Here is a 25532-nt window from a genome sequence, read left to right as displayed (position 1 = left end):
CATGAGCTTTGATCACCCCCCTAAAATTCTCTTTCTCTACGGTTCGCTGCGCGATCGCGCCTACAGTCGCCTGCTCGCCGAAGAAGCCGCTAGAATTATTGCCGCCATGGGGGCCGAGGTGCGGTTCTTTCATCCCCATGATTTGCCTCTCCACGGCAGCGTGCCCGAGAGCCATCCCAAGGTGCAAGAACTGCGAGATTTGGTCAGCTGGTCTGAGGGGCAGGTGTGGTCTAGCCCCGAGATGCACGGCAACATCAGCGGCTTAATGAAACACCAGATCGACTGGGTGCCCCTGAGTCTGGGGGCGGTGCGGCCTACCCAGGGCAAAACCCTGGCGGTGATGCAGGTAAGCGGCGGTTCGCAGTCGTTTAATGCGGTCAATACTCTGCGGGTGCTGGGCCGGTGGATGCGCATGTTTACAATTCCGAACCAGTCGTCGGTGCCCAAGGCCTATCAAGAATTTAACGACGATGGCACGATGAAAGACTCGCCCTACCGCGATCGCGTCGTTGATGTGATGGAAGAGCTGTACAAATTTACCCTGCTGCTGCGCGACCAGGTCGACTATCTCACTGATCGCCATAGCGAGCGCAAAGCCGCCACTGAAAAGCAGGCGAATGCGATCGTCAGCCAAGCCATCGGCCCTGCCTCGGGCGAATCCCCAGCCGCTTGACATCTTCTCAGCCGGTCGCCTGGGAATAAGACTTCACATTGTTTAATTTCTCAACAGCCCGTTGGCATCCGAGGAGTTACGGGTCTCCCAGGGCCATACACTAAGAAGAATTAGTTAGCGCGAATCATCGCGCTACGGGTGTTTTGGGGTTTAGGCGTGAGGTCAATGAAGTTTCGCTCGTTTATTCGTCCCCTTGCCATTGCCGCTGGGCTGGTGCTGGTGCTGGGTTTGGGCCTGCTGGGGCGCTTGACCCTCAATAACCCCCTATATCTGATTGAGCGTGGTGGGCAAGCGCAACCCTTGGCGCTTCAGTTTGTACCTAAGCAGTCGGCGGTGGTGGCGGCGGTGCTGGTGCGCCCCGATCGCCTCGCCAACCTGTGGGACTATCTAGCCGCCCCCCGGCTCCGCCAAGACACCCGCCACGACCAAGAACTGATTGAGCAATTGCTGCTAGCTAACACGGGCCTCAGCTACAGCCGCGACATTCAGCCCTGGCTGGGCGAAGAGGTGACCGCAGCCCTAGTGACTGCCGACCTCGACTATGACCCGACCAATGGCACCACCCCCGGCTATCTAGTGGCCCTGGCTTGCAACGATAGCGCAGCGGCCCAGGCGGCCCTAGAGCTGTACTGGCAAAACCGAGCGATCGCAGGTGATGCCCTCACCTTTGAAGACTTTTCGGGTAACCGCCTGATCTACGCTCGACGGGGAACCCAGCGATTTTCGACAGCCGATACGACCCAGCTAGCCACAGCCCTAGTGGCCAACCGCTACGTTCTAGCGGCCAACCATCCCGACGTGCTGCGTCAGGCCCTCACCGCTGCTCAGTCGAGCGATCTCAACCTCCAGAGCGATCGCCGCTACAAAACCGCCCTACGAGCCCTACCCAACCAGCGGGTGGGGTTGCTGGCCCTCAACCTACCGGCGGTTAGCCAGTGGCTTCACCCTGAGGCGAAGGCCACAGGGCTAGACCTGGACCAACTCGGGGCCGCCGATGACCAGGTGGGCTGGGGGCTAATGTCGTGGCAGCTTACCCGTGAGGGGTTGGTGGGTCACACTGCTTTGCTGGCGGCCCAGGGGCATCGGCTCCACCCCCAGCGGGCCAATGCCGACGACTGGACGGCGATCGCCCCCTACTTGCCCGACTCGCTGACCGTCACCGCCCTGGGTACTGACCTGATGGCTCTGGGGCAGACCTTAAAGCCGCTGCTGGCTCTGACCTCGACCATGGGCGATGGAGCTTCGCTCCTGACTCCCCTGATCGACAGGGCTTTGGGGCCAGGGGCCACCGACCTCTTACAAGTGGGCGTCGATCGCGCCTATGGCCTAGGGCTGGCACCACCCAGTGCGGCATCGGCTGACTGGGTGGTGGTAGCTCCCCAGAGCGACCATCTGAGCACCACCCTCGATGCGCTCACCGCCTTAGCTCAGAAAAATGGCTTAGGGGTGGGTGCCCTCGACCTACAAGGCACCCCGACGATCGCCTGGACCCGGCTTTCGCTACCCCAAGGCCGGAGTTCGCAGCCCTTGCAGGTGGTAGCTGAGGTGGCAGGGCTCCATGCCCAGGTGGATGATTACGAAGTACTAGCCGCCTCTCCCGCCACCCTAGCCGCCGTGATTGGCCCACAGAACGCACCGCGCCAGTGGCCGAGCTGGTGGCCCCAGGTGGCCCAGGTACCCGGTCCCAGCACGGGCTATATTCATATCGACTGGCCCCAAATGCAGACCCGCTTGGCCACCCAACTGCCCCAGTGGCGGCTGTGGAGCACAGCGGCTCAACCCGTTCTCAAGCATCTCAGAGAGATTACCCTGATCAGCCGCGATCGCAGCGATGCGATGCAGACTGGCAGCATTCTGGTTCAGCTCAGCAACCAATAGCGGCTATGGCAAACCTGGCAGAAACTTCAGACAATTTTGCGATCGCTCCCATTCTTATCGCCCACCTAGCAGGCAATCCTCCGACCTCTGACCAGATGCAGCAGCTGCTGGCGTGGGAGCTAGCCGATCCGCTGCGGGCTGCGGCTTGGGGCATCACTCCCGACAACGGCGAAGCCCAACTGCAAACGCGGCTGCACTGGCTGCAAACCCTCGTGTCCCACCACGCTGCCCTGCCCTTGCCCCCGGCTCCCATGGAGCGCTACCTGGGGCTATATTGGCGGCTGTGGCTGCCCCTAGCCCTGACCCTCAAGCAGGCCCGCGACGATCTCAATGCGCCGCTCATTCAGGGCATCTTGGGAGGACAGGGCACCGGCAAAACTACCCTGACCTTAGTTCTGCGGCACATCCTGGGAGTAATGGGCTACAACGCTGTTGGCCTCTCCATTGACGACCTTTACAAGACCTACCGCGATCGCCAGCTCTTGGTGCAAGCCGATCCTCGGTTGCGGTGGCGAGGCCCCCCCGGCACCCATGATATTGACCTGGGGCTAGCTACCCTGGATCAGGTGCGCTCAGCCGTAGGCCGTGAGGCCGTTGCCCTGCCACGTTTCGATAAGTCGCTGCACGGCGGCGAGGGCGATCGCATTGCCCCCGAGTGGGTCGAGGGAATCGACATTTTGCTATTCGAAGGCTGGTTTTTGGGGGCACGCCCCATTGACCCCGCTCGGTTTGACCAAGCTCCAGAACCCATTGCCACCGAGGCCGATCGCCAGTTTGCCCGCGATATGAACGCTCAACTCGCCACTTACCTGCCTCTGTGGGACTGCCTTGATCGCCTGATGGTGCTTTGCCCCGCTGACTACCGCCTGAGCAAGCAGTGGCGCAAAGATGCCGAGCACCAGATGAAAGCCCAGGGCAAAACCGGCATGAGCGATGCCACCATTGACGAATTTGTGGAGTATTTTTGGCGTGCCCTGCATCCTGAGCTGTTTATCACACTCCTCAAGGGCGATCGAGAACACGTTAACCTAGTGATAGAAATCGATCACGAGCGCACCCCCAAGGCTATTTATTCTCCGGCTTTAGCCTTTGTCTAGCCGTAGTATTAAAAGGCACTACCAACTTCGGGACAGAAGTGAAAGCTCTCCTAGGTCAGATTGTCAATCTATATGGCATGAGGCCCCAGGTTCTCAAAAGCTGTTAATTCAACTTAAGGATAGTGATGTTTATTATGAGTTCTAACGTTCAAGTTATTGAGCCCACCGGCATTTTAGATAGTACCAAAGCCGAAGCGTTTCGACAGTCGGTGGAAGCATTGCTACAAGAGGGAGCCGAAATTATTTTGGTTGACCTAAAAAATATTACTTTTATCGATAGTTCGGGCCTGGGCACCTTGGTCGTGCTGCTGAAAAAGATTCGGGGGCTAAACCGCAGTCTATGCATTTGCTCGATCAATGATCAGGTGCGCATGCTGTTTGAGCTCACTAGCATGGATCGGGTGTTTGACGTCTACGACGACCGGCAGGCTTTTGAAGACGCCAAGTTAAAAGCGCCACACTAGCGAGCAATCGCCGACTAAGACTTGGGCCGGGAATTGAATTTGGAAGGTTATACCAAATCCTAACTGAATACCCCCGATTCGTAGGGGCGTAGCATGCTACGCCCCTACGGGGTTCCTGATTATAAATCGGGGTTTCCCAACTCGGATTTCGTATTAGTCTCTAAACCCAATCACCGGCTGCCGGTCAGCTTCACGCTAGTCCAGATTGATCATCATCAACGACATGTCATCACTGGCCACTTCGCCCGCCTGGCGACCAATCACTGCATCGAGAATGTGATCGACGCTCTTTTCACGGTTAGCCAGGGCCAACAGATCGACAAAGGCATCAAGGCCAATGTACTGCTCGTTGTTTTGCAGCACCTCGTAGAGACCATCGCTAAATAAGTAGAGGCTGCTGTTGGGAGGTAGATGGCAGCGCTGCCACTGATATTTGGCGTCGGGCAGCATGCCTACGGGCATCCCTGGGGTGCGCAGGCGGGTGGTGGTTACCTGTTGGTCAGCATCGATCGACACTAGCACCGCTGGGGGATGCCCGGCGCTGGCGTAGAGTAGCTGACGATTGGCGCAGTTGAGCACGCCATACCAAATGGTGAAGTATTTTTGGTTTTGGTCACTCATCTGAAAGGTTTCGTTCAGTGCCCGCAGCACCTTCTCGGGGCGGTAAAAGCTGACGTCGGGCAGCGACTGCGATCGCAGCACATTGAGCACCGAGGTCGACAACAGCGCCGACCCCAACCCGTGGCCGGACACATCTAGCAGATACATGACCATGTAATCAGGGTCAAGCCAGTAGTAGTCGTAGCAGTCGCCGCCTAGCTGCTGGGAGGGTAAAAACCGTGCTTGAATCGGCACTTTGCCGGTTTGGTCGTTGGGCAATAGCGATCGCACATAGCCCTCGGCCTCGGCCATTTCGGCCTCCATGCGCTGCTTTTGCTGACGTAGATCTTGAGTGAGCTGGTAGATACGCAGTCCCGAGCGCACGCGAGCGTTGAGTTCGTTAATATCTACCGGCTTTGAGAGCAAGTCGTCGGCTCCGAGCTCTAGGCCCTTGACCCGATCGGCGGTGCTGTAGCGGGCGGTCAACAGTAGCAGCGACGTAATTGACAACACCGGGTGGTGTTTGAGCGTCTGACAAATGGTTAACCCGTCAACATCGCCCGGAATATTCCAGTCACAGATGATCACCCCTGGCAGCAATTTTTCGGCTAGGGTCAGCCCCTCTGCTCCACTGCGCGCAGTAGTCACGCTATAGCCCTGCTGTTTTAGGGCGCTGACTAGAAATTGTTCTGTAGCTACATCGTGCTCAATGATGAGGATGTCGACCATGCTGTGCTCTCGACCGAAGGAGGAACCGTCGTTAAATTTGGGGTAGATGGCCTGGTGGGGGCAAAGGGCCGGGAGGTAGAAGGGGCAGTTGCTAAGAGCAGGGTTCCCTAGGACGCAGCTAAACCCATAGAACTAATCTCTCAGGTTTAGCCTAACCCTAAACCACTTCGTCAAGAAGGCTTCATGAAGATCCTATGCGATCGCCTCAGCTGCTACCCCCAGAGCCGATGAGCCCTAAGCAGGTTATGGTTACGCTCCCTAAAATCGCCAGTCTAGCCCTCGCTGTCGGCAAACCGCCCAGACAACTTTTTATGAAAGGTAGGGTGAGCTACCGCGATCGCCGTGGCAGTCTGTTAAGCATAGGCAAGCCCGTACAGTCCCGTACAGTTAGGTCGACTTGGTTATGGACACGACTACTTGCCCGCTGCCCACCAGCTGCGTTGTTCCGGTTTACAAGTCACCCAAAGACTACCAAGCCTTTCGCATTAGCCCCGGCGATACCAACCGCCTGGCCATAGTCTTTGACCCCACCATCGCCAACATGTCGCTGACCTACTGCGTCGAAATCTTCGATGTCGGTGGCAAAACGCCCCCCAACCGCCACCAGGTCGCCGTAGAAATGTTTTTTGTGCTCAAGGGTGAGGGGCTGGCCAGCTGCGATGGTAAAACCGTAGCCATTAGCGCCGGAGACAGCATTTTGGTGCCGCCCAACGGCGTGCATGTCGTCGAGAATACTGGCCCTACCCGGCTCTATACCCTCTGTATCATGGTGCCTAACGAAGACTTTGCCGAACTGATTCGCAGCGGCACCCCGGTCGAACTAGACGATGAGGATTTAGCCGTACTGGGGCGACACGATGGCCCCGGTATGGTCTCATTGGGCTGAGGAGATGTGGATGGGTGGATGGGTAGGCGGGTAGGTAGGTGAATTTTACACCTGTGGATCGCGTCTGGTCTGCGGGCTAAAGTCACCGTAGCGATTATCTTCTTTGTCAAGCTCATCCTGCTATGCGATTAGCCTCGGCGGGATGGCAGCGGAAATCAAGCCAGGAGCCCTGCCTGCATCAGACAGAGTCTTGCTGTTCCTTATGTGGCGGCGGGCAGGGAGCAAGCCGGAGCCTGCCAGAGGGTGTCATGTTCTACCATGGCATTGAGAATAATCACCAGTTTGTGCATGCAGGCCACCAGGGCAACCTTTTTGAGTTTTCCCCGCTGCAGCAGGCGCTGGTAGTAATCGCGAATGACCGGATTATGGCGAGTGGCGACTAACGCGGCCATGTAGAGGCCTGTGCGCACGGTGGCTCGACCGCCGCTAATCATCCGCTTACCCCGCATCTGGCCGCTATCGCGGTTGAACGGGGCGAGGCCACACAAGCTGGCTAGGCGCTTCGCTGAGATCTGTCCTAACTCGGGGAGTGAGGCCAAGAGGAGCCCCGTCGTCACAGCCCCAATACCCGGCACACTGGTGAGGATCTCGCGGGTGCGCTGCCACTGATCGCTCTGGGCGATGAGCTGCTCAATCTGGGTATCGAGGTCTTGGATCTGTTGCTTGAGCCAGTCAATATGCTGCTCAATGCTCTGACCCGTCCTGGCTCGTGCTGAGCGTTGCCGGGCTTTTTCGGCACTCATCATCTCGACGAGTTGCTGCCGTCGCGTGACGAGGTCTTGAAGGTGTTGACTGGCCTCACTCGCCATCGCCCGTACCTCTGGACGGATGGCATCGGCAAAGTGAGCCAACACCTCGGCATCAATTTTGTCTGTTTTAGCCATGCGCCCCGTGGCCCGGGCAAAATCACGCACTTGACGTGGATTCACCACAACGGCGGGCCAGCCCTCCGCCATCAACGTTCGCGCCGCCAGGGCTTGATAGCCCCCGGTCGCTTCCAGCACAATCAGACTCGTCTCGCGACGAAACGCCGTTAACGCCTGTAGCAACTCTCTTAAACCAGAGTCACTGTTGGCCACCTGAACGCTTAATCCAAGTGGACGGACGTACACATCTAAGGTGCGCTTGGATACGTCAATGCCAACCCATTGATGCGCTTGTGATAGTTCAGTCATGGTTGTATCCACCCGTGTAGGAGGTTAATCTGACATCACTCGTCCTTGCTCGATACGGAGTCTAAGCTCCTGGCGATTTTGCGAGTTAACTTCAGAGGTGTGCAGCGACCCATGCTACGTTCGGTTTTGGACAACCTAGGGTGGGACGGTCTGCCACACACCTCTAAAGATACAAGGGTGGGCACTGCCCACCATTAGCGAGAAAGGTTTTCAAAAGCTACCTAAATTCACCCCTCTCAACGTTCACCCTTCAACCTCAACCCTGCCGCTAGGCAACGCCTATAGTCCTTCCCCCAGCCCCTTTCCTCCGATCGTGCTTTAAAAACCTTGTTCACGTCTCCTTCCCCTGGCCCCTACGCCGTCGCTCCCAAGCAGACCCTCAGCCTGGCGGTCCCCAGTGCCCCTGGGGCCGAGGCTGTCATTCACCTCGATGCCGATGTGTATTCCCCCCTGGGGGCAGGGCCATTTCCGGTGCTGCTGATGCGGCAGCCCTACGGACGGGCGATCGCATCCACTGTGGTCTATGCCCACCCCACCTGGTACGCCAGCTACGGCTACATCGTTGTCATCCAAGACGTGCGCGGGCGGGGCACCTCGGGGGGCGAGTTTGAGCTATTTCGCCACGAGGCCGCCGATGGCTACGCCACGGTGCAGTGGGCCGCCAGTTTGCCCCAAAGTAGCGGGGCGGTGGGCATGTATGGTTTCTCATACCAGGGCATGACCCAGCTCTACGCGGCGGCCCAGCACCCCCCGGCCCTGCGGGCGATCGCCCCCGCGATGGTAGGCTACGACCTCTACGCCGACTGGGCCTACGAAAATGGTGCCCTGCCGCTACAAATTGGGCTGGGCTGGGCGCTTCAGCTGGCCGCCGAAACCGCTCGCCTCCGACAGGACGGCACGGCCTACCAGGCGCTGCGCCAAGCCGCCCAGTCTCTTCCCTTGGGGGATGCTGTGCCAGCTTGCCCCCAGGTGCTCAAGACCTACGCCCCGGAGTCTTTCTTTCACCAGTGGCTCGACCACCCCCAGCCCGACGCCTACTGGCAGGCGCTCCAACCCGATCTGGCGGCGGTAGACTTGCCCATGCTGCATGTGGGCGGCTGGTACGACCCCTATCTGCGGGGCGATCTGCGGCTGTATCAGCAGATGGTGAGCCAAAGCAGTGCCCCCCAAGCTCTGTGGATTGGCCCCTGGGGACATCTGCCCTGGGGGCGACGAATCGGCACTGTAGACTTTGGCCCTGACGCCGACAGCCCTATCGATCGCCTGCAAATTCGCTGGTTTGACCGGTTTCTGAAAGATCGGCCCCCAGAAACAACCCCAGAAATAACTCTAGAGCCGCCGATTCAGCTGTTTATCATGGGGGAAAACCGGTGGCAGGGGCGCGATCGCTGGCCCACCGGCCCTGGGCAACCCTTCTACCTCAGCAGCACCGGCCTGGCAGGCCTGCGTCAGGCCGACGGTATTCTCAGTTCTACGCTGCCCCAAGCCCAGGCGAACCCTGCCCCTCAAGACACAATCGTGCACGACCCTTGGCGACCCGTCCCCTCCCTGGGCGGCCACTGCGGCCTGCCCCCCGGCCCCTTCGATCGAGCCAGCCTCGACAGCCGGACTGACGTGCTCACCTACACTACGGCGGCCTGGCCCGCAGGATTAACCCTGGTCGGCACTCCCGCTGCCACCCTATACTGCCGAGCCGATGCCCCCAGCTTTGATCTCAGCGTCGTGCTATCGGAGGTCTACAGCGACGGTCGCGTGGTCAACCTTACCCAGGGGCATTGCCGGGTCGATGCCTACAATCCAGCCGATGGTCAAGCCCAAGCCATCACCCTCCCTCTGCACCCCACCGCCTGCACCCTTGCCCCCGGCCATCGACTGCGCCTGAGTGTGGCGGCGGCCTGCTTTCCAGCCTACGCCGTCAACAGCGGCACCGGCGATCAACCAGCAGACTGCCCTCAGATTGAGCACCGGGTGATCACCCTCACCATTGCCCAGGGGGCAGAGTATCCATCCTGCATCCATCTGCCTTTAGGGGGGCTTTAAGGGGCGATCGCCAACGTAAAGATTAAAAAAAATCGGCCCCCTGGGGAAGCCGACTTAGGTGATACTAAATATCTACGTTGTTCTCTCAATCTGGAAGAAACCACCACAAACCCAGCGCTTTTGGCAGCACTAGAGATTGGTATTTTTCCGCTGGAGGGCTCTCATCTCCTCCGTTTCTCATTGTAACAACAAGTACAGATTTTCATTAACACAATCTCTACTAATTGTGTGTTGATTCGATAACCTAAGCTGATGAGCAAATGTACTCAGCATTTCTACGGTTGATGGTTTCAGGTACACGGCCTGCCTTAACCCGTGAACCCGTATGCCCCGCTGACTTTTGATTTCTAGCGTGTCAGTCTACCAAGCTCCGTCGCAGTGCTCCGCCCATAGCTAACTGAATCCTGAATGAATACCCCCGATTCGTAGGGGCGTAGCCTGCTACGCCCCTACGGGGTTCCTGATTATGAACCGGGGTTTACCAAATCGGATTTGGGATGAGTCGCCTGCTGCGGTTCAATGCGCCGGGGCTGCCCCCAAATCACGGTTTCGTGTTTGTAGATCACCATGCCAGGGCGTGCCCCTTTGGGCTTGTAGACATGGCGAGGCTGAGTATAGACCACGGGCACCTGATCGGCCTGGCGAGCCCGGCTAAAGTAAGCCGCCAGATCAGCGACGTAGGCTAAGTCGCGATCGCTTGCCACCTGCCCCGCCTCTAGCCGCAACAGCACGTGGCTACCCGGAATTTCTTGGGTATGAAACCAGAGGTCGTAGTCGGTCGCCACGGTAGAAATGAGTAGATCGTTCTGGCGGTTGTTGCGGCCCACTAGCACCGGCAGCCCGTCGGGGGTGTGCTCTTGGCGAAAGCCCGACAGGTTGCTAGGGCTGGTTTTGCGATCGCTGGGGCGATAGTCGGGTGAAGCCATGTACCCCTGCTGAATTAACTCGTGACGAATATCGACCAGTGCCTCTAGATCTGCCGGTTCCTCGTAGGTGGGGGTTTGGGTCAGGGCGGCTTCTACCTGCTCTAGATAGGTGAGTTCTGCTTGCACCTCCGCGAGTAAGGGGGCGACAGCATCCTTGGCGCGCTTCAGCTTTTGGTGCTGTTTATAGTAGCGCTGGGCCTGCTGAATCGCGGTTTTGTCAGGGTCGATGGCGATCGCTACCGGATCTCCTGTCGCAAAATCTTCCACGGTCATTTGCGTCAGCCCCGGCTGCCACTGGTAGCTGTAGGCCATCAGCAGATCGGCTCGCTGACGGTACTGGTCTGCCTGGGCTGACTGATCGAGGCGCTGCTCAAAGGTGCGGGCCTTTTGGCGCAGTTTGTCGAGCACTCCCTTAAGCTTTTGCTGAATCTGGTTTCTAAGCCGCTCAAACTGTTGCAGGTTGAGTTCGTGGCTGTAGTACCCATGCAGCAGGGTGTGCACATCGGCCGCTGGGGCCACCCCCTGCCAGTCGAGGACGGTATAGCCCCCTTCGACCCAGCCCGGAAAAAATTCGCCCTTGTCGAGACAGACAAGCCAGCGCTGCCACGCCTCAAACAGTCGATCCCAGTCGACCTGAGTCAGGGTTTGGGCCGGTTGGTCAGGGGAGAGATGGACGGCAGCGAGGAGCGATCGCACCAGGGAAGAACTCAGGCCCCCGTAGCTCTGCATCAGCATTTTTTTCAGCGTTGTGGGCACCAGGGTCACCCGCTCTTGCCAGTCAGCCTGGGATTCTTGCAAACTCGGCAGCGTATTCATAATCGCCGGAGGCAGCCGGTAGGGGTCGCCCGTTTGAATAGGCCGCACCCGCGACTGTTGGTCGCTCACCTGGTGAGCGGCGGTCACAATCTGGTTTTGAGCATTGGCCAAAATGACGTTGCTGTACTTGCCCATAATTTCAACGTACAGATGCCACTGGGGTGGGTCGCCGGGGCGGGGGCCAAACTGCAAATCAATGGCGCGCTCCCAAGGGGCTACCGGGGCGATCGCCACTAGGGCCATCTGGTTAATCTGGTGCTTGAGCTGCTGGCTAAAGGTAAAGGTGTCTTGCCCTTTGGGCGGAGCCTCTCCCAGGTGTAGTCGAGCCGCCTGAGGGTGCCAAGAAATTGTCAGCCAACCGCGCTGATCCAAGGTTCTAAGGCCAAGGGCTAGGGTGGTGGTATCGATCTGCACAACCGTTTCGCAGCGGGCAGGCACCCAGTCAGCCTCTAGGCTGTGGCACAGAGCCATCAGAGTAGTAAAGTCAACCGGCTGCACAACCTAACCCTCCAGGCAAACACAATAGACAACGGCATCACCAACGCCCTAGCTCCCTCGGCTGAGGGCAGTACTCGGGAAAAGAGCTAAAAACTATCGATAGAGGGGTCTTTTAGCCGCAAGGTATAGCCAAAAGAACGAAAACTCCAAAAAGACTGAACTTTTGCCGGATATTAACCCTCAGCGCCAAGGGGATTCGTTAGTATGGCAATAAGCCTGCTCTGGGCCTAAATGTAGAGCATTGTGCCAAAAAAGCCTTTGGTTTTCTGGCCAGTCGGGGAGAACCCTGGCATCAGTGCCGGAGCCTCCCATTATCGCCCTCCTTTCATATTATGGATATCAAGCTCATCAATATCGGCTTTGGCAATATCGTATCGGCCAATCGGGTCATTGCCATCGTGAGCCCCGAGTCTGCCCCAATTAAACGCATCATCACCGATGCCCGTGAGCGCGGACAGCTTGTTGACGCCACCTACGGTCGCCGCACCCGTGCCGTCATTATTACTGACTCTGGCCACACTATTCTCTCAGCCATTCAGCCCGAGACCGTAGCCCACCGCTTTGTCAGCGGCAAAGATGGGGATGGCAAGGCGTAGATGGGTAGGCGGGTGGATGCGTAGGGAGGTGGGTCGGTATAAAACTGTAGAAAATTGGATCACGCCTGTGTCTACGCACCTACACACCCACCTTCACGCCGCTTGATAGACTACTAGGAGGTTGTTTCCCCTCGCTACCTATGCCCGCCGATCGCCCCGAGTCTATTGAGAAAATTGTGGCCCGCTTTCAGAAGGCCGCCGATCCTAAGCGCCGCTACGAGCAACTGCTGTGGTTTGCCAAAAAGCTCGATCCGCTGCCGGAGGAGTGCAAAACTCCTGAGAATAAGGTGCCGGGCTGCGTGTCCCAGGTGTTTGTGATAGCCGACCTGGTAGACGGAAAAGTGGTCTATCAGGCCGACTCTGACGCCCAAATTACCAAAGGGCTAGTGGCTCTGCTGATTAAAGCTCTCAGCGGCCTCACTCCTGGCGAAATCGTTGATCTCAGCCCTGATTTTATTAAAGACACCCAGCTAGATGTCAGCCTAACGCCATCGCGCGCCAACGGGTTTTACAACATCTTCAAAACTATGCAGCAAAAGGCTCAGGCCCTGCTAGATGGAGCTGCACCAGCAGCGTTACTCAATTAGAGGCTACTAAATGGGTGGGGGCGATGGGCGATCGCGCCTGCCGATCTCGCTCCCCCTGATTGCGCTCTAGGGTAGGTCCAAGACCAGGCGTGTGCTGGCACCACCGCTAAACTTTGGTAGACTTTTGAATGCGATTCAGTCCTGGTTGGCTGGGCGAACATTCCTTTTGCTACTGGTTAGGCCTATTCCATGAGTGAGTACAGCATTTTCACCTCTGAGTCAGTCTCTGAGGGCCATCCTGACAAAATGGCTGACCAGATCTCCGATGCCGTCTTAGACGCCATTCTCAAAGAAGATCTGCATGCCCGAGTGGCGGTCGAGACGCTGGTTAAAACCGGTATGGCCGTGATTGCCGGAGAAGTGCGAACCAACACCTACGTTGACCTCGAAGACATCGTGCGCAATGTCATTTTAGGCATTGGCTACGACAGCTCTAACGTGGGCTTTGATGGGGCCTCTTGTGCGGTACTCAATGCCATTGGTAAGCAGTCGTCAGACATTGCCATGGGGGTGGATGTGGCCACCGATAAAGACCTGGGCGCAGGCGACCAGGGGCTGATGTTTGGCTATGCCACCAACGAAACCGACACCCTCATGCCCGCCCCCATTTACTACGCCCACCGGCTGGTAGAGCGCCAGGCTCACTTGCGCAAGCACGGCGTGCTGCCCTGGCTGCGCCCCGATGCCAAGAGTCAGGTGACACTGCGCTACGAAAACCTAAAGCCTGTAGCAGTTGAGGCGGTCGTACTTTCCACCCAGCACGACCCCGATATCTCCCAGGCCGATATTCGCGAAGCGGTGATGGAAGAAATTGTCAAGCCAGTGCTGCCCAGCGAGTGGCTCCACGCCGATACCCAGTACCACATCAACCCGACGGGGCAGTTTATTATCGGCGGCCCCGTGGGTGACTGTGGCCTCACCGGGCGCAAGATCATTGTCGATACTTACGGCGGCATGGCCCGTCACGGCGGCGGCGCGTTCTCTGGCAAAGACCCTACCAAGGTCGATCGCTCGGCGGCCTACGCTGGGCGCTACGTGGCCAAAAACATTGTGGCAGCGGGCCTGGCCGATCGCTGCGAAATTCAGGTTTCCTATGCGATCGGGGTGGCTCAGCCGACCTCGATTTCGATCAACACCTTTGGCACAGGCAAAGTAGACGACAACACCATTGCCGACCTGGTGCGTCAACACTTTGACCTCCGGCCCCAGGGGCTGATCGACATGCTCGATCTGCGTCGCCCGATCTATCAGCAGACGGCGGCCTACGGTCACTTTGGTCGCGAACTACCCGACTTTACCTGGGAGAAAACCGATAAGGCCACCGCGCTCAAAGCAGCGCTCTAGGCCTGGCGGTGAAATGCTTAAGGCGCTGACTTCAATGGGCGATCGCCTTGGAGCCAGCGCCTTATACTGAATCCTGAACGAATACCCCCGATTTGTAGTAGGAGCGCAGCATGCTACGCTCCTACGGGGTTCCTGGATTATGAACCGGGGTTTACCAAATCGGATTTGGTATTAAGGCGACTTCTGGGAAACTTTTTCCCCAAGGGTGGGCAGTGCCCACCCTACGGTGGCTACAATCGCCGGATAAAGCGGGGATCTTCTTTTCGAGAAATCTCCTAAGCATTGGTACGGTTGGCTAAAAACCCGGTTTCTTCATCGCTGCGTCAACGGTTGAACTAGCTTTCTGGCCGAGAAACCGGGTTTCTGTGCCAGTGTTCTAGCAGTTCTAAAGGCAGCGATGAGAAGCTAGCGGTTGAACCCTAATGATTGATGATCGTGGTCTGATGGGGCAGGGCCGCCTTATCGTTGGCGGGGGGTTCGTGGCGAGTGCTTTGGTCGATCTCTTGACTTTCTTCGACGCGGCGGCGGTTGAGCAGTTCTTTGAGCGGGTCGCGCTTTTCCTCTGTCATATGAATCTGAATGTTGGGACCCGATCGCGCTAGGCGGATAACTATGCCATCTTCTACCGGTACCTCGGTAATACGACGCCCTTCTAGGTAGGTGCCGTTGGTGCCAATGCTCTTCACCACCCAGCCCGGATCGGTGCGGTAGATTTCGACGTGATGGCGAGACACTACTGCACTGTAGAGAACCACGTTGTTATCGGTCGAGCGACCAATGCGAACCACAGCTTCCTGTTCAAAGGACCAGCTTTGTACCGGAGTTTTGTGGAGAGGATGGAGCAGCGAAAGGGTAATCACATTACTCAATCAAAAACGATCCCTGTAGTTTCTAATCATAGAAGAGTCTGGCAGCCCACAGCCTAGCTTCAGTCCCAGCAGCGGCGGCTCCCCAACCAGGGAATCCACTGCCTAGATAATAGTCTAGGTCGAGAAAGATCTATGAGAGGAGTACAACCCCTAACCTAATTTTTTATTTAGGGTAACCAGGGGTAGTCAGGCCACCCAAGGTTAGCTCAGATGGCCCAGGTCAAGGTCGCCAACAGCCTGCTGATCGAGCAGCCAGCGCAGGGTGCCCTGGGGGCGTATCAGGCGAGATGGGTAAGACTGATCATCGCCATCGGGAGCAAATACCTGGGCTAGGGCAGTTTGTTTGTCGGCTCCAGCCACTAAGAACATCACCCCTCGGCTGTGGTTGATCAAAGGTGCGGTAAAGGTAATACGGGGATCGCTGCCTTTGTAGCCGACGGTAATCAGGCGATCGCTCACGGCCAGCGCATCGGTGTGGGGAAATAGCGAAGCCGTGTGGCCATCGTCGCCCATACCCAGCAAAATCAGGTCAAACTCGGGTACCTGATCGGATGATGTGCCCTGGAGTCTGCCAAATATGGCTCTGACCATAGCTTCGTACTGGCTGGCCGAGGCGGCAGGATCACCCTCTAAGGTCGGAGTCAGCAAAATGTGATCGGGAGGAATCGGCACCTGGTCGAGCCAGGCGGCCTTGGCCATACCCGCGTTGCTGTCGGGGTGATCGACGGGCACGTAGCGTTCGTCACCCCAAAAGATATAGATTTTATCCCAGGGGAGGTCTTGCTTGGCCAGGCCCATGTATAGCGGCTTGGGGGTACTGCCCCCGGCAAGGGCGAGGGTGCAGTAGCCATGGTCTGCTACGGCGGCATGGATGGCCTCTACGGTGAGAGTTAAGGCCCGCTGCACGAGAGCAGGCTTGTCGGCCAAAATTTCAATCAGGGGCGCAGTCATAGGTAGATTCCACCGATCGGCGGTCCCAGAGAGGTGTGCTTATCAACTTTTCATAACGCACCCTACCTCAGTTCAGGCCCTAACCTCAGTGACTTAAGCTTTACTTTCTAAGCCATCGCCAACGCTTAGGCCCAGACTGTTCATTCTCTGGTTGACAAGCCGCCCAAAACCTTGAAAGCTTACGATTAGCTCTATCCTCTTCTCCCAACGGATCGCTTGGCCCATGCAACTCACTCCCCAGGAAAAAGACAAGCTGCTCATTTTCACGGCTGCCCTGGTAGCTGAGCGCCGTAAAGACCGGGGGCTAAAGCTCAACCATCCTGAAGCGGTAGCCTATATTTCGGCAGCAATTTTAGAGGGGGCACGGGATGGCCGCACTGTGGCTGACCTGATGAGCTACGGCACGACCCTGCTGGCCAGAGCCGATGTGATGGATGGGGTAGCGGAGATGATCCACGAGGTGCAGGTGGAGGCAACTTTTCCCGATGGCACTAAGCTGGTTACTGTTCATGAACCCATTCGGTAGGGGAATGCATTGCTGTGTCGGCCTCTAGCTCTCAGGATATTTCTTTCGATGCGACCAGTCTAGATGCCGTGCTGGGGGCACTGGTGACCCAGCTGGATGCCTATGTGTTTCCGGAAGTGGCCGAAAAAATTCAGGCTGACATTGAGCAGCGGCGGGAAACCGGCGGCTATGGCGAGATTACGGGCGGGCAGCAGTTGGCCGATACGCTGACGGCCCAGCTACAGCAGATGAGCGGCGATCGCAACCTGCGTCTGCACTTTAGCCCCGTCCCTCTACCCCACATTGAGCCTGATGCGATTCCTAGCGCTGAGGAACTAGAGCGCCAGAGCCAGGCTAGCCGCCGCCGCAATTTTGACATTAACCGGGTGGAGCGCCTGCCGGGAAACGTAGGCTACATCCAGCTGTTTAGCTTTGAGCCGCCGGAGTTTGCCGGCGACGCCCTGGCGGCAGCTATGACCCTGGTAGCCCACACCGACGCCCTGATCTTTGACCTGCGCTACAACCAGGGCGGCTCTCCGGCCACGGTGGCGCTGCTGTGCAGCTACCTGTTGCCCGCCCATCCGCCGACTCACCTCAACGACTTGTACTGGAGCGAGACTGACGAAACCCACCAGTGGTGGACGGTGCCCTACGTACCGGGGCAGCGCTACCTCGACAAGCCGGTGTTTGCCCTCACCAGCCCCGAGACCTTTTCGGCGGCGGAGGAGTTTGCCTACAACCTGCAAGTGCTGAAGCGCGGGGCCGTAGTCGGCGAAACCACGCGGGGCGGGGCCAACCCTGGACGGGGCTTTCGTCTGCACGATCACTTTTGGGTGTTTATGCCCACGGGCCAGGCAATCAACCCCGTCACCGGCAAAAACTGGGATGGGACGGGGGTGATTCCTACCGTTAAAGTACCGGCGGAAACCGCCCTCGATACGGCCCACTTGATGGCCATTAACCACCTGCTGGAAACTGGGGCCGAGGGCGTAGCCCGCCGCGAACTGGAGGAAACCTTGCCCAGGGTGGAGCGATCGCTCCAGCGGGCGCGTCAAGATTTAATTGCCAACCTAGGAGGCCCCAAATGATTCCTGGAGAACTGCTGCCCGCCGAGGGCGAAATTGAGCTGAATGCGGGTAAAGAGACGGTGACCCTGGCGGTGGCTAACACAGGCGATCGCCCGATCCAAGTGGGTTCCCACTTTCACTTTTTTGAGGTGAATGCGGCCCTGAGCTTTGAGCGCGATCGGGCGCGGGGCATGCGGCTCGATATCCCCGCTGGGACGGCGGTGCGGTTTGAGCCGGGCGATGAGCGCGATGTGACACTGGTGCCCTTGGCTGGGGAGCGGCGGGTCTACGGCTTCAATGCCCAGGTCGAAGGGGCGCTGTAGTTTTCCAGGCCTACCCTCCGCCTGCTGGTCATCGGCCTTGACTGTATGGCCCCGGGTTTGGTGTTTGACCAGGGGCGGCCAGACTTGCCCAACCTCTCTCGACTGATGGCAGGCGGCAGCTACGGCAGGCTAGAGAGCAGCATTCCCGCCATCACCGTGCCCGCCTGGAGCTGCATGATGACCTTTGACGATTTGGCCTGGCGATCGGTAGGCAGCGTGGGCACAGGCGGCCTCTACACTATCGAAAACGACACCGGCCCCGATGACGCCAACCACGCACCGTTGGGACTCATGATTTTCTATGACCCCAAAGCACCCCAGGGCGGTCAGGTGCTGGAGGGCGCACAGCTCTACGACCTGCTGCCAACCCTGCTGCACCGCTACGGTATTGACCCGCCAGCGGGGTTACGGGGTAAGGTGCTGGCAATTTAGGGCAAGAATGACGGACAGTTGTGCGGCAGCGGATCATCTCCAACCTTTGCCAATATTCTCTGTGCCATCAGACCCAACGCAGGGCCTGACCTGGCTAAAAACTTTAGAATTTTCGCTATAAACTCTTGATAAAAATGCTTGCGAACTTCATTTGAAAAACATTCATCCGTGCGGCGTAAAATCTCCAATTTTTAACGCCGCACAGACATGCCAGGAAGATGCCGATAGCACAACCAATACCAAAAACACAACATCCAATATGTTGATTTTTAGGCGCAAAATTAGTGAACATAATCTCTGCTAGAACTGTTAAAATTTTCAGCAAAGGATTATCAGAAATTATAGGTGATGGATGTGCCTAAAATTGCTCGGATATTATGTCATTAGACATCGCAATCGACGTAAACAAACCTGGCAAAAAACTTGCAAAAATTTATGAATTATACAGATCGTGAGTTTTGGAATACCCAGGCGGAGTATGCAAAAAAAATGCGTCCATTGCTCCCTCCTGAGGCTTTTTTGCCCAATTACAATAGCGTGTGGCTGCTGTTAATTAATGGGGCAATTCTGATCTTGGGTTGGGCCATTGCCCATGACCTTGATCGATGGAACTGGCAGTGGCTATGGCTCTATTTGCCATTTTCTTTGGTTATGGGAAACAGCATTATTGTTTTGTTATTTAGTACCCACGATCTACTGCACAGCAAAGCAATTAAGCATCCATTCGTCAGACAAGCTATTAGCCTGATTGGACTGACTATGCTGTGGACCCCGCCGACGTTTTGGAAGGCTGTGCACAATCGAGAGCACCATAGCAAAACGAACTCCTCACAAGATCCCGATCGAAATTACTTATATGAGCACCCTAACAACTGGGGAAAGTGGATTCAGAACCTCTTTGTTCCTTCTGCAGAAGTGAATTTGCTTTGGTTAGCTGTGGGTATGGGTCACGCATGGGGAATTCATATGTTCCGTAATCTAAGCTCTGTACTGTTATTCAATAACGGCTTGACCAACTATCCTCCAGCCGCTTTCAGGGTGAGTTCAAAAGAAAGGAAGGCGATCGCCCTGGAGTTCCTAGTTATTCTGGGTATCCATTTAGGCATCGTATCGTATCTGGGTTTTCATCCTGTCAAGCTCGTTCTCAGCTACTTCCTACCCCTTTGGATTGGGTACGCTGGCATCATGTTCTATGTCTACACCAACCACATGTTGTGTCGTATGACTGAGGTAAATGATCCGCTCATGAATAGCATTTCCATTAGAGTTCCTAAGCTATTTGATCTATTGCACCTAAACTTTTCGTATCACACAGAGCACCATATCTTTCCAGGTGTCAACTCAAACTACTATCCGCAGGTTCAAGCTCTGCTACAGGCTCACTACGGCGATCGCTTTAATTTGCTAGATGCCTCTGAGGCCTGGCGCTTGATGCTGAAAACTCCCCGCCATTACAAAACTGAGACCACTTTTACAGACTTGAAAGGGAAAACGGTAGTTGCCTGTCCTCTTTCCGGCAGCCATGATATTGAGCCAACCTCCTGTACGACCACTATCTGCTAAGCAGCCAAGTTCAGTGAGACGCTGACCACAGTCACTATGCAACATGATTTTGGGTTTTGCCAAGGCTTAGCATTAAAGGTCTTATACCGAATCCGAATTCCATACCCCCGGTTCCAAATGGGTCAACCCGTAGGGGCAAACGGTTGTTTGCCCTCAACCAATCGGGGGTAGCCAGGCCGAATTTCATATTAGCAAAACCCATGGCAGGGATAGGATATAGCGTGAAATCAGATTAATCCCTCGCCACTTTGCCTGTGAGGCGACGGTAGATTTTTTCGGCTTCGACCCAAACAAACAGCAGGGTGCTAAAGCCAAAGCAGATCAGCAATTCTAACGGGCTGAGCAACTGGGTGCCAAAGAAATTGCGCAGGGGGGTGACATAGATCAGCATCAGCTGGAGCACCAGGGTGAGCATGACTGAGGCCAGCACAAAGGGGTTCGACCAGGGCGACATCTCAACTGTGAGGCGGGTGCTGGAGCGAACTGCGATCGCATGGCCCATCTGAGCCAAACAGAGGGTAGTAAACACCATGGTTTTCCAGCGCTCGGGGTCGCCCCCCTGCTGAGACCAGTTGTAGGCCCACACCATCATGGTTATAGAAATCACGGCAAACACCACGCCGATTCGCACCATATAGGCCCCTAGCCCCCGGGCAAAAATGCCCTCCTGGGGGTCGTGGGGGGGCTGCTCCATCACATCGGGTTCGGCGGGTTCGACCGCCAGGGCCAGGGCCGGAAAGCCGTCGGTGACCAGGTTCATCCACAAAATTTGCAGGGGCGTAAGGGGCACATCGAGAATTGGCAAAATTAGCGGTGAGAGGGCGATCGTCAGCAATTCGCCAATGTTGGAGCCCAGAATGTACTTCACAAACCGGCGAATGTTGGTGTAGACCACCCGGCCCTCTTCGGTGGCGGCGACGATGGTGGCAAAGTTGTCGTCGAGCAGCACCATGTCGCTGGCCTCTTTGCTGACGTCTGTGCCGGTAATACCCATGGCGATGCCAATTTCGGCCTGTTTGAGGGCAGGGGCATCGTTGACGCCGTCGCCGGTCATGGCGACAATCTGGTGATCTTTTTGCAGGGCTTTGACAATGCGCAGCTTGTGCTCGGGCGACACCCGGGCGTAGATATTTACCTGCTTAACGACCGCCTCTAGCTCGGTCTGATCCATAGCTTCAAGGTCAGCCCCGCTGAGAGAACGGGCCTGGGCGTCGGCAATGCCCAGGTCTTGGGCGATCGCCATGGCCGTCAGCTGGTGGTCGCCGGTGATCATCATCGGGCGAATGCCAGCGGCTCGGCAGCGCTGCACCGCCACCCGCACCTCGGGCCGCAGGGCGTCGATCATGCCCACCAGGCCCAGCCACACTAGACCTTTCTCAGCCTGGTCGGGGTCGCCCTCGGGGGGCACTGTGTCGAGAGGCCGGTAGGCAAATCCCAGCACCCGCAGACCCTGGGCCGCCATCTCGGTATTGTTGGCCAGAATGTGCGATCGCATTTCCTGGTTCAGCGGTAATGGATCGCTGCCCTTGAGGCCGCTAGTGCAGCAGTCGAGCAGCATTTCCGGTGACCCCTTGGCCAGCATTAAATAAGTAGCCTGGGCGACCTCCCCCGGCAGGGTCAAATCAACCCCCAAGGCCTCGACACCGCTCAGCACCACGCTCATGCGCTTGCGTTCTGACGAAAAAGGGAACTCTACCACCCGCTGCAATTCGTGACCCAAACGGTGGCGATCGAGGCCACTTTTAGCGGCCATCACCACCAGCGCCCCCTCGGTGGGGTCGCCCATAATCGCCCAGTCGCCCGCCTCTTTTTGCAGTACAGAGTCATTACACAGCAGGCCATCCACCAGCAACAGCCCGACATCGGGCACCTGGCGAGGGTCTATAGGCTGCCCGCCGCCGACAAACTCGCCTTCAGGCGCGTAGCCTTCCCCAGTCACGGTTAGCGCCTGGGAGAGGGTACGCACCTGCTGCACCACCATTTTGTTTTGGGTTAGGGTGCCGGTCTTGTCGGAGCAAATCGTCGTTACCGACCCTAGGGTTTCGACCGCAGGCAGGCGACGAATCAGGGCGTGGCGGCGCACCATCCGCTGGGTACCAATGGCCAGGGTGACGGTGATCACCGCTGGCAACCCCTCGGGCACCACGGCCACCGCCATACTCAGGGCCACTTCTAGCAGGCGCTCAAAGGCTTGCCAGCCACCAAAGATAACCCCGCCGCCCACCACCAGGGCCACCAACGTCAGCGATCCGGTGACCAGCACATTGCCCAGTTGGGTCATGCGCTGTTGTAGCGGGGTGGGCTCGGTTTCGACCCCTTGCAGCATGGTGGCAATGCGGCCTAGCTCGGTGCCCATACCGGTCTGGGTGACCAGCACCTGGCCCCGGCCCTGCACCACCTCAGTGCCCGCGTATACCAGGTTTTTGCGATCGGCCAGGGCGGTGTCAGCAGCGAGGGTACGGGTGGCCTGCTTGTTGACTCCCTGGGCTTCTCCGGTCAGGGCCGATTCGCGCAGTTGCAGGTTGCTCGCCTCCAGCAGGCGACCGTCGGCGGCTACCTGGTCTCCCGCTTCGAGCAGCATAATGTCGCCCGGCACCAGGTCTGGAGAAGGTACTTCTTGCAGGCGACCATCGCGCCGCACTCGCACGCTGGGGGAGGCCATTTGCTTGAGGGCGGCTAGGGCCTTTTCGGCTCGGCTCTCTTGCAGGTAGCCGAGCACGCCGTTGAGAATGACGATCGCAAAGATAGCGATCGCATCTTTTGGAAATTCTTCTGCCCGCAGCGACAGCACCGCCGACACTACCGCTACCGCCATCAGCATCACCAGCATAATGTTGGTGAACTGGTCGAGCAAAATCCGCCAGGTGGGGCGGCCTCCAGTTTCCTCTAGTTCATTGGGGCCGTACTGACGGCGGCGATCGATCACGGCCTGGGCGCTCAGGCCAGTGCTGCCATGGCTCTCTAGCTTTTCTAGGGCTTCGTCAATGCCAATTGTGTGCCAGGCAGGTGCTGGGGCGGGAGAAAGGTCAGTCATGCAACGCTACCGGCTACCGTTGGGTCTATTGTTTTAATGGTATAGCGTTGGTTAAGGCTGTGGAACAGTTGAAGGAAAGGGATTTTGGCCTATGGCTTGGCCCATCACACAGGGGGGGTACCAAAGGCCCATGAAATACCTTAACGCTGGGTTTAAACGGCTCCCGTGGCGAGTACTGGCCCTGGTACTACCGCTGTTGCTCAGCGGCTGTCTGCGCTACGACCTCACCCTGCGCTTTGACCACCACACCCACGGCCAGATCGAGCAGACCATTGAGCTCAGCGATCGCGGGGCCGCACTGGCTCAGCCCACCCTAGAGCCCTGGCTGGAGGAGCTAAAGGTGCGATCGCAAACCTTCGGTGGCCAACTCAGCCAAAATTCCCAAATTATTACCCTGATCGTGCCCTTTGGCACCGCCCCCGACTTGGCCAATCGCTTTCAGCAGTTGTTCTCGGCTGACCCGAGTGGCAATCCAGACCGCGTTCCAGACACCGCTTCGCTTGTAGACAGCCCCACCTATCTACAACTGCCCGGCTGGGGGCCAGTGCCCTTTGCCCTCGACCTCGAGCAAACCAACTGGGTCTTTGCCAGCCGCACCCACCTCACCTACAGCCTCGACCTCCAAGACCTACCCGCCAACGGCGACGCTGCCGCCAGTGCTGCCTGGGCCGATCTGCACTTTCGTCTTCAGACGCCCTGGGGCTTAGCCCAGCTTGCGCCCGCCGCTACCCCACCCACCCAGCAAGACGCCACTGGAGCCACCTGGCAGCTTGAACCCGGCCAGATCACAGTTATTGATGCCAGTTTCTGGCTCCCGAACGCGATCGCCCTCGGCACCCTCGGCATTGTGGCCCTGGTGCTCGCTGGCTACGGCCTCCGCTACCGAGTCGCGAGAAGGGTTTAGGGTTGAAGCGGGGGGTTGGTTTCGGGTGTTCGGCCTAAAACCTGAAACCCGATTAACCCACCCCTGCCCCTCCCAGGAGGGGATGCCGAAACCTGAAACCCGATTAACCCACCCCTGCCCCTCCCAGGAGGGGATGCCGAAACCTGAAACCCGAAACCTAAAACCTTGAACCTGCCTTTCCCAAAAACCTTTCGCCAAAATTAAAGTCTGCCTGGTTAAATAGACCTAGCGATTTGACCTAATGAGGGGAGGCTCAGCGCCATGAGGCAGATAAATTTCGTCGTTATCTTTGTAATTGCCCTAGCCCTAGTGCTATTTGGCATTGAGAATACTGAACCAGTGATTATTCACATTGCGCCAGGAGTGGATGTGGAAGCCCCCCTGTGCGTAGAGCTGATTATGGCGATGGGCATTGGGGCTGTGTTTGCCTGGGTGTTTAGCGTCTGGGCTCAAGTCCAGGGCTATATGTCCTTTGGTAAGCAAATGCAGCAGCGAGAAATCCGCATTCAGCAGCTCGAACAAGACGTGCAGCGCTATCAGGTTGAGCTAGAAGAACAAAGCCTGATGCTGCCCGCCGCTAAGGTTGATGAGGGGGAAGCCCTGGCTCAGTAAGGGGGTTCTGTAGGTTGGGCGAATGGAATTGGGATAGTTCGTTAAGATAGGGCCAATTCTCGCAAGTCCCTATGTCATCGTCCCTGGCTCAAACTGCGATCGCATTTCTCATCGACCTGGCCGATCAGGGCGAAATTGACCCGTGGGATGTCAAGGTGATCGACGTGATCGATCGCTTTTTGTCGCTGCTTAAAACCCAATCTGAAGCGCTGGCCAGCCAGGGCCGCACCCCCTACGAAGCCAACCTATCGGAGTCGGGCCAGGGGTTTCTCTACGCCTCAATGCTGGTGTTGCTCAAGGCCGACACCATGGTGCGGGCCGAAGCCGAAGCCCAGGCCGAGGCTGAAGCCAGTGACGAAGCACCCTGGGAAGAGGAGGTTGCGGAGCTAGTACCCCTGCCCCGCAACCTTGAGCGCCACCTCCACCGTCGAGCCGTGGCCCCCATTCCCCAACGGAGGCAGGTCACCCTGCAAGAGTTGATTCAGCAGCTCGAAACCATGGCCACGGTGATGGCCGACCACACACCCCGCCTGCGGGCCAGGCGAGCCAGACCTCAGCCCCAGCGCCAGGCCGTACGGGCGATCGCCCAGCTAGCCCACCAAGAAAACCTTTCCGAAATTGCCGCCGCCCTCGAAGCTTTTCTCGACCAATATTGCGACGAGCTGGGCGAAACGGCCCTGTGGCTAGATTTTGAGCAGTTAATTCGCCAGTGGCCCCAGTTCAAACCTGCCGATCTAGAAGACGCCCACGAGTTTGAGACTCCCCACGCCGAAGCCGTGCACGAAAAGGTGGGGGTCTTTTGGGGACTGTTGTTTCTCTCGGCTCAGTCTAAGGTCGAAATGGCCCAAGACCAGTTCTACGGCGACCTCCGGGTGAGAAACCTCAACCGCGCCCCCCTGACCGCCGAAGACACCGACCTGCCAGCCTTCATGCTGCCCGACTGAGGGCCTAGTGAGGCCCAAC

General features: G+C 57.6%; 23 protein-coding genes. 17 read left to right on the top strand and 6 right to left on the bottom strand.

Annotated elements, in window-relative coordinates; translation table 11 throughout:
- Position 1 precedes the first annotated feature (1 nt).
- From arsH to RRF56_RS17825, 4 genes are all read left to right on the top strand, one after another.
- Entirely contained in the window at positions 2 to 673 is a 672-nt protein-coding gene (gene arsH, locus RRF56_RS17840) for an arsenical resistance protein ArsH (RefSeq protein ID WP_317034507.1), read from the top strand.
- Between the two features lie 165 nt (positions 674 to 838).
- A complete protein-coding gene (locus RRF56_RS17835; RefSeq protein ID WP_317034506.1) occupies positions 839 to 2551 on the top strand; it encodes a DUF3352 domain-containing protein in 1713 nt (570 codons plus the stop codon).
- 5 nt (positions 2552 to 2556) lie between these two features.
- Positions 2557 to 3648 (top strand): glycerate kinase, encoded by a 1092-nt coding sequence (locus RRF56_RS17830; protein ID WP_317034505.1) that lies wholly within the window; start codon positions 2557 to 2559, stop codon positions 3646 to 3648.
- Positions 3649 to 3782: 134 nt separating this feature from the next.
- On the top strand, positions 3783 to 4112 hold the full coding sequence (locus RRF56_RS17825) for an STAS domain-containing protein (protein WP_317034504.1): 330 nt from the start codon (positions 3783 to 3785) through the stop codon (positions 4110 to 4112).
- 195 nt (positions 4113 to 4307) lie between these two features.
- On the opposite strand, the gene RRF56_RS17820 is transcribed toward RRF56_RS17825, so the two are convergent.
- Positions 4308 to 5441: a SpoIIE family protein phosphatase gene (locus RRF56_RS17820; protein ID WP_317034503.1), complete on the bottom strand. Its 1134-nt coding sequence runs from the start codon at positions 5439 to 5441 to the stop codon at positions 4308 to 4310.
- Between the two features lie 403 nt (positions 5442 to 5844).
- Between RRF56_RS17820 and RRF56_RS17815 the strand changes: the two genes are divergently transcribed.
- Entirely contained in the window at positions 5845 to 6327 is a 483-nt protein-coding gene (locus RRF56_RS17815; RefSeq protein ID WP_317034502.1) for a cupin domain-containing protein, read from the top strand.
- 200 nt (positions 6328 to 6527) lie between these two features.
- On the opposite strand, the gene RRF56_RS17810 is transcribed toward RRF56_RS17815, so the two are convergent.
- On the bottom strand, positions 6528 to 7502 hold the full coding sequence (locus RRF56_RS17810) for an IS110 family transposase (RefSeq protein ID WP_317033747.1): 975 nt from the start codon (positions 7500 to 7502) through the stop codon (positions 6528 to 6530).
- 327 nt (positions 7503 to 7829) lie between these two features.
- Between RRF56_RS17810 and RRF56_RS17805 the strand changes: the two genes are divergently transcribed.
- The gene (locus RRF56_RS17805; protein ID WP_317034501.1) at positions 7830 to 9542 is read left to right on the top strand and encodes a CocE/NonD family hydrolase; all 1713 of its coding nucleotides are present in this window, start codon (positions 7830 to 7832) and stop codon (positions 9540 to 9542) included.
- 464 nt (positions 9543 to 10006) lie between these two features.
- On the opposite strand, the gene RRF56_RS17800 is transcribed toward RRF56_RS17805, so the two are convergent.
- Complete coding sequence (locus RRF56_RS17800) at positions 10007 to 11782, bottom strand: NFACT family protein (RefSeq protein ID WP_317034500.1); 1776 nt, start codon at positions 11780 to 11782, stop codon at positions 10007 to 10009.
- A 332-nt stretch (positions 11783 to 12114) separates the two neighbouring features.
- Here RRF56_RS17800 and remA point away from each other — a divergent pair, with 332 nt between their 5' ends.
- The 3 genes from remA to metK all read left to right on the top strand — a co-directional run bounded on the left by remA (position 12115) and on the right by metK (position 14309).
- Complete coding sequence (gene remA / locus RRF56_RS17795) at positions 12115 to 12378, top strand: extracellular matrix/biofilm regulator RemA (protein WP_317034499.1); 264 nt, start codon at positions 12115 to 12117, stop codon at positions 12376 to 12378.
- Between the two features lie 140 nt (positions 12379 to 12518).
- Complete coding sequence (locus RRF56_RS17790) at positions 12519 to 12965, top strand: SufE family protein (protein ID WP_317034498.1); 447 nt, start codon at positions 12519 to 12521, stop codon at positions 12963 to 12965.
- Positions 12966 to 13154: 189 nt separating this feature from the next.
- Positions 13155 to 14309, top strand: a complete 1155-nt coding sequence (gene metK / locus RRF56_RS17785) for a methionine adenosyltransferase (RefSeq protein WP_317034497.1) — start codon at positions 13155 to 13157, stop codon at positions 14307 to 14309.
- 419 nt (positions 14310 to 14728) lie between these two features.
- On the opposite strand, the gene RRF56_RS17780 is transcribed toward metK, so the two are convergent.
- Positions 14729 to 15169 carry an FHA domain-containing protein gene (locus RRF56_RS17780; protein WP_317038365.1) on the bottom strand — a complete coding sequence of 147 codons (441 nt, stop codon included), beginning with the start codon at positions 15167 to 15169 and terminating at the stop codon, positions 14729 to 14731.
- 210 nt (positions 15170 to 15379) lie between these two features.
- Entirely contained in the window at positions 15380 to 16129 is a 750-nt protein-coding gene (pgl, locus tag RRF56_RS17775) for a 6-phosphogluconolactonase (protein ID WP_317034496.1), read from the bottom strand.
- A 223-nt stretch (positions 16130 to 16352) separates the two neighbouring features.
- Between pgl and RRF56_RS17770 the strand changes: the two genes are divergently transcribed.
- The 5 genes from RRF56_RS17770 (at position 16353) to RRF56_RS17750 (ending at position 20019) form a co-directional block, all read left to right on the top strand.
- On the top strand, positions 16353 to 16655 hold the full coding sequence (locus tag RRF56_RS17770; protein ID WP_317034495.1) for an urease subunit gamma: 303 nt from the start codon (positions 16353 to 16355) through the stop codon (positions 16653 to 16655).
- A 14-nt stretch (positions 16656 to 16669) separates the two neighbouring features.
- Positions 16670 to 17722, top strand: a complete 1053-nt coding sequence (locus RRF56_RS17765) for a S41 family peptidase (protein ID WP_317034494.1) — start codon at positions 16670 to 16672, stop codon at positions 17720 to 17722.
- On the top strand, positions 17719 to 18024 hold the full coding sequence (locus RRF56_RS17760; protein WP_317034493.1) for an urease subunit beta: 306 nt from the start codon (positions 17719 to 17721) through the stop codon (positions 18022 to 18024). Before RRF56_RS17765 ends, RRF56_RS17760 begins: the two co-directional genes overlap by 4 nt.
- Before the next feature lie 21 nt (positions 18025 to 18045).
- Positions 18046 to 18456: an alkaline phosphatase family protein gene (locus tag RRF56_RS17755; RefSeq protein ID WP_317038364.1), complete on the top strand. Its 411-nt coding sequence runs from the start codon at positions 18046 to 18048 to the stop codon at positions 18454 to 18456.
- A gap of 435 nt (positions 18457 to 18891) precedes the next feature.
- Positions 18892 to 20019, top strand: a complete 1128-nt coding sequence (locus tag RRF56_RS17750) for a fatty acid desaturase family protein (RefSeq protein WP_317034492.1) — start codon at positions 18892 to 18894, stop codon at positions 20017 to 20019.
- A 232-nt stretch (positions 20020 to 20251) separates the two neighbouring features.
- Here the strand turns inward: RRF56_RS17750 and RRF56_RS17745 are convergent, their stop codons facing one another.
- Positions 20252 to 23053 (bottom strand): cation-translocating P-type ATPase, encoded by a 2802-nt coding sequence (locus RRF56_RS17745; protein WP_317034491.1) that lies wholly within the window; start codon positions 23051 to 23053, stop codon positions 20252 to 20254.
- 130 nt (positions 23054 to 23183) lie between these two features.
- Here RRF56_RS17745 and RRF56_RS17740 point away from each other — a divergent pair, with 130 nt between their 5' ends.
- From RRF56_RS17740 to RRF56_RS17730, 3 genes are all read left to right on the top strand, one after another.
- Entirely contained in the window at positions 23184 to 23957 is a 774-nt protein-coding gene (locus RRF56_RS17740) for a DUF3153 domain-containing protein (protein WP_317034490.1), read from the top strand.
- A 261-nt stretch (positions 23958 to 24218) separates the two neighbouring features.
- On the top strand, positions 24219 to 24569 hold the full coding sequence (locus RRF56_RS17735; protein ID WP_317034489.1) for a LapA family protein: 351 nt from the start codon (positions 24219 to 24221) through the stop codon (positions 24567 to 24569).
- A 71-nt stretch (positions 24570 to 24640) separates the two neighbouring features.
- Entirely contained in the window at positions 24641 to 25513 is an 873-nt protein-coding gene (locus tag RRF56_RS17730; RefSeq protein ID WP_317034488.1) for a segregation/condensation protein A, read from the top strand.
- Positions 25514 to 25532 lie beyond the last annotated feature (19 nt).

This window comes from Nodosilinea sp. E11 (genome assembly GCF_032813545.1).
GTDB lineage: Bacteria > Cyanobacteriota > Cyanobacteriia > Phormidesmidales > Phormidesmidaceae > Nodosilinea.
The sequence above is the reverse complement of the archived record's forward strand: the minus strand, read 5'-3'. Positions and strand labels throughout refer to the sequence as shown.